This window comes from Thalassolituus sp. UBA2590 (assembly GCF_002339775.1).
In the GTDB taxonomy this organism is placed as follows: Bacteria; Pseudomonadota; Gammaproteobacteria; order Pseudomonadales; family Oceanobacteraceae; genus Thalassolituus.
On the sequence record NZ_DDKU01000061.1, the window covers coordinates 1 to 4,683 of the forward strand.

7 protein-coding genes are annotated in these 4,683 nt (G+C 51.5%); 5 read left to right on the plus strand and 2 right to left on the minus strand.

Features of this window, described 5'->3' with window-relative positions; translation table 11 throughout:
- Window positions 1–605 (minus strand): chloride channel protein (locus tag B2067_RS05425; RefSeq protein WP_301387713.1); only part of this gene is annotated, 605 nt, incomplete at its 3' end.
- A 188-nt stretch (window positions 606–793) separates the two neighbouring features.
- On the opposite strand from B2067_RS05425, the gene argC reads away from it, so the two are divergent.
- The 5 genes from argC (at window position 794) to B2067_RS05450 (ending at window position 3,975) form a co-directional block, all read left to right on the plus strand.
- Window positions 794–1,831, plus strand: a complete 1,038-nt coding sequence (argC, locus tag B2067_RS05430) for an N-acetyl-gamma-glutamyl-phosphate reductase (protein ID WP_301387714.1) — start codon at window positions 794–796, stop codon at window positions 1,829–1,831.
- A gap of 22 nt (window positions 1,832–1,853) precedes the next feature.
- The gene (locus tag B2067_RS05435) at window positions 1,854–2,594 is read left to right on the plus strand and encodes a DUF6776 family protein (protein WP_301387715.1); all 741 of its coding nucleotides are present in this window, start codon (window positions 1,854–1,856) and stop codon (window positions 2,592–2,594) included.
- Window positions 2,594–3,004 (plus strand): bactofilin family protein, encoded by a 411-nt coding sequence (locus B2067_RS05440; protein WP_068444722.1) that lies wholly within the window; start codon window positions 2,594–2,596, stop codon window positions 3,002–3,004. The genes B2067_RS05435 and B2067_RS05440 overlap by 1 nt, the downstream gene beginning before the upstream one ends.
- Before the next feature lie 61 nt (window positions 3,005–3,065).
- A complete protein-coding gene (gene erpA / locus B2067_RS05445) occupies window positions 3,066–3,413 on the plus strand; it encodes an iron-sulfur cluster insertion protein ErpA (RefSeq protein WP_068444719.1) in 348 nt (115 codons plus the stop codon).
- 25 nt (window positions 3,414–3,438) lie between these two features.
- Entirely contained in the window at window positions 3,439–3,975 is a 537-nt protein-coding gene (locus B2067_RS05450) for a hypothetical protein (RefSeq protein WP_301387716.1), read from the plus strand.
- Here B2067_RS05450 and B2067_RS05455 read toward each other — a convergent pair.
- On the minus strand, window positions 3,966–4,683 hold a 718-nt coding region (locus B2067_RS05455), incomplete at its 5' end, for an anhydro-N-acetylmuramic acid kinase (RefSeq protein WP_301387717.1). The genes B2067_RS05450 and B2067_RS05455 overlap by 10 nt on opposite strands.

The following is a 4,683-nucleotide window of genomic DNA, read 5'->3' on the forward strand; positions in this document are numbered from 1 at the left end:
AGGATGATCGGAATAAAACCGCGGATGCTGTACTCCAGAAGTACAACCTCCATAGCAAAAATGACTCCTGCCATCGGTGTATTAAAAGAAGCGGAAATCGCACTGGCGACGCCAGCCGCCGCGAGAATACGTAAGCGATGATGGGCTAATTCGGTGTGTTGTCCGATCTGACTTCCCGTGCCTGCACCTATGTGAATCGCCGGTCCTTCACGGCCAACACTGTGTCCGCTGACCAAAGCAATCACTGCAGAAATCCACTGCAGAATAATGTTGCGGGCGGGCATGTATCCCTGATGTCGCTCCATCCTAAGCAGAACGTGGGTTACGCCCATACTGCGCCGTTCTTGTGGAACCCAATAAAACAACAGAATCAGCAGGGCGCCGCCACCTAGAAGAAGCAGTGAACGCACTTCCTGCGACATGCCTTCGAAATTCTCGGCGGAGCCAATCGGAAAGAAAGCGACGAGGGGAAGCTCAATTGCCAGGCGGAAGAGTGTAATCAGGCCTGCACTGACAAGTCCGGTTAATAGCGCCAGGCCAGCTAATCCAATCTGGTTGTCAGACAGTGTGATCATGTTTTGCCAGAGTTGGCGTAACGGGGTCACTATTGACGGTTCCTTTCTGGCCTTATGGTGTGAAGAGTGCGGAATACCCGCTATTATACTCATCTTTGCGGCACGGCTGGAAACACCCTCCGGGCGCCGCTTTCCTGCGCCATAAAATACTCTTTGTTCAATAGCATTCTGTGGCGGAGGCATACAAGAGCACTACTAGACTACTTCGGAGATTGTCTGTGATTAAGGTTGGCATCGTTGGCGGCACTGGGTATACCGGTGTAGAACTGTTGCGTATTCTCGTGCACCACCCAGAAACTGAGTTGAAAGTGATTACATCGCGCAGTGAAGAGGGTGTCCGGGTCGATGATATGTACCCTAATCTCCGCGGGTATACCGACCTCGCCTTTACCGTACCAGATGCCGATGCGCTGGGTGAATGTGACGTCGTATTTTTTGCAACGCCTCATGGTGTTGCGCATGCTCTTGCAGAAGAAGTGCTGAACTCAGGTGCTCGCGTTGTCGATTTGTCTGCGGATTTCCGTTTAAAAGACGTCCCGACATGGGAAAAATGGTACGGCCAGGAGCATGGCGCACCGGGTATTCTCCCAGAAGCTGTATACGGTTTGCCTGAGGTCTATCGGAGTGACATCAGCAAAGCACGCCTTGTTGCTTGTCCCGGTTGCTACCCAACGTCTGTCGAACTGGGTTTGATACCACTGATTGAGCAGGGACTGATCGAAGACCAGCTACTGATCGCTGACTGTAAAACGGGCGTTAGTGGTGCCGGGCGCGGTGCGAAAGTCGGTTCGCTGTTTGCTGAAACGGCCGACAGCTTTATGGCTTACGGCACATCCGGACACCGTCACCTGCCAGAAATACGTCAGGAGCTGAAAGCGGCTGCGGGTGGAAAAGACATTAACATCACCTTCACGCCTCACCTTGCGCCTATGATTCGGGGCATCCTGGCAACGCTTTATGCTCAGGTACCGGGGCAGAAGATTGAAGATCTGCAGAAAATCTACGAAGAGCGTTATGCTGATGAACCATTCGTCGACGTACTTCCAGCAGGTAGTCAGCCAGCGACCAGAAGCGTGAAGGGCAGCAATCTCTGTCGCCTGGCACTGCATTATCACGAAGATACCGGTCAGGTCATCGTGCTGTCTGCGATTGATAACCTTGTTAAAGGTTCATCCGGCCAGGCGGTGCAATGTATGAATATTATGTTTGGTCTTGAAGAAAACATGGGCCTGCAACACGTTGCTCTGATGCCTTAACGAGCGTTTCTGGAGGTAGAGCATGGCAGTAGTTGAAGGCAGTGTTCAGGATGAGTTGGTCATTGTTCGTCGGGCGAAAGGTTATCGCTTCCGGCGGGCTTTCTGGCTCGCCATTCTTATTCTGATGACCGCAGGTGGAGGTTATCTCTACGGGTACTTCGATAGCTACACGCAGATGAAAGTACTCAAAGAAGAGAACGGTTACCTTAAAGACGGTTTGCGCACCAGCGAGAAAACCATTGAAGATTTAAGTCAGCGCGTGGCAGTGCTCGAGAAGGGCGGCGAAGTTGACCGGCAAGCTGCGGATGGTTTCCGTGAAACCGTAAAAAGTCTGAAGGATCAGGTTTCCGTGCTTGAGCAGGAAGTTGCGTTCTACAAGGGTATCATGGCGCCCGGTAGCGCCGATAAAGGCTTACGTATCAGCCGGATTGACCTCGATGCAATTAATGCAAATCAGTACAGCTATGCCGTTATGATGACTCAGGTTGTCGATAACACGAATTATGTTCAGGGTGAGGTCGCAGTCAATGTGATTGGTTTGCGATCCGGCGAGCAGGAAGTTATCGCCCTCCGGGATCTGGATGAAAATATCAGTGAACTGGGTATACCATTCCGCTTCCGTTATTTTCAGGAACTCAAAGGTGTGCTGAATCTGCCAGATGGTTTTATCCCACAACAGCTACAGGTAGTTATGCAGTCACGCGGGCAGAACTCACAAAGGGTAGAAGAAACCCGAAACTGGAATTCCGAGGGAGAGGCCTGATGTTCAGTGCTAAGACCAACAACCATATAGATTTTGATACAGTGATTTCGGCTCGCACTGAAATCCGCGGTGATATCGCAGTGAAAGGCGCCATTCAGATCGATGGTGTCCTGAAGGGCAACCTGATAGCCGAGCCGGGCTCTAAGGCGTCGGTACGTATCAGCGATAAGGGGCGTGTTGAAGGGCGGATTACCGCACCTAATGTGATCGTCAATGGTGAGGTATGTGGAGATATCCATGCCTATGACTATATTGAATTGGCGAAAAAAGCCCGCATTACAGGCAATGTCCACTACGCATCAATGGAAATGGTATTAGGGGCGCAGGTGAATGGCCAATTGATTCATGGCTCCGGTTCAGCTAAAGCTGACACTGGCGTTTCTCAGCCAGAAGTGGCAAAAGTTGACTAAATCACTCGGTTAAGCAGATAATCCTACAAGACTTATCCAAGACATCTTTTCCAAGGTAATTATGACAGCAGTTCAGCAGGCCGCGCCGATTGAGTTGACGCAAGCAGCGGAAGAAAAAATTCGTGACCTTCTCGAAGATGAGGGTGATGATGAGCTGTGCCTGAGGGTGTTTGTGACTGGTGGTGGTTGTTCAGGTTTCCAGTACGGTTTCACCTTTGATGATGAACAGGCAGAGGATGACGCCCTCATCGGAAAAGAAGGCGTACGGGTACTTGTAGACTCACTAAGCTACGGTTACCTCGTTGGGTCAGTGCTTGACTATCAGGAAGGACTGGAAGGGTCGCGTTTTGCGGTGTCGAACCCGGGCGCTTCTTCTACATGTGGTTGTGGTTCGTCATTCGCAATCTGACTTGATACGCATCAGGGAGGTTCCCATGCGAATTGTATTAACTGCTTTACTAGCCTCATATTCTTTATCCAGTCTCGCTAACGAAGGTCTTCAGGAAACAACGTCTGCACCAGCCATCGATAATTCAGTGGTTGCTCCTGTTGAAGCTGTACAGGAAGGTGACGTTACAGCCGAGGTAATCCCTGCATCTACAGAGGGCATTCCGGCATTGTTCCAGGCCCGGATACAGGAACACTCTGCAGACGAAATGCTCGCTTTACTCCAGCGTGCAGAAAAAATTGCCTCAGGGCAGGATGTTTACCGCACTCGAGAGCCTGTAATGCTGGTTTTGTCGGGGGATGAAATCGAACTTTTCAAACGCGACAACTATCGCGACAACAAAGCTCTGGTTGATCTTGCTGCGCGTCTGGATGCTTTTAATATCATTGATGTCAAAGTCTGCCGTCACTGGACGGGCCAGCGAGGTATAGAACTGACCGACCTGCCCCCCTTCATCGAGGGCGTATCATCAGCAGATCAGGAAAGTAAGCGCCTTGAGAGCGCGGGCTACGCTTACTTCTGATTGTTTTCACCCGCGCCGGCCGGGTAGATTCCTCCAAGAATCCTTTCCCCCTGAGCACCGGTAACTGCAGGCAGGTTACCGCTCAGGTGATTTAACGTTCTCCAGCCTAGCCAGGCGAAAGCGATAGCTTCCATCCAGTCAGGGTGTACCCCAGCAGCTTCTGTTGACTGAACATTCATCTGAGGCAGGTTGGCTCGGATGCGGTTCATCAGGTGACTGTTTTTCAGTCCTCCACCACAAACATAAAGATCCTGAAGTTCAGGCGCATAACGCTTGATTGCGCTACTTATGCTGGTGGCTGTCAGCTCTGCGAGCGTGGCAAGAACATTATCAGCGGGATACTGTTCGGGAATCTGAAGCTGCTTCAGGTTGAACAGCTCACGGCCAGTGCTTTTGGGGGGCTCTTCCGAAAAATAGGGATGTTGCAACCACTGTTCAAGCAGTTCAGAAATAATCGTTCCCCTGGCAGCAGAGGTTCCTTCTGCATCACAGCTGCAACCTGTCATGGCCTTGCAGTATTCATCCATTAATGCGTTCCCTGGGCCAGTGTCAAACCCAAGAGTTTTATTCGGGTCCGGGTTTACCAGGGTCAGGTTGGCGATGCCGCCGATGTTGAGTACGCCGCATGGTTGATGCGCTTGCATCGCAACCTGATGAAATGCGGGTACGAGAGGAGCCCCCTCGCCGCCAGCCGCAATGTCTCGGCGG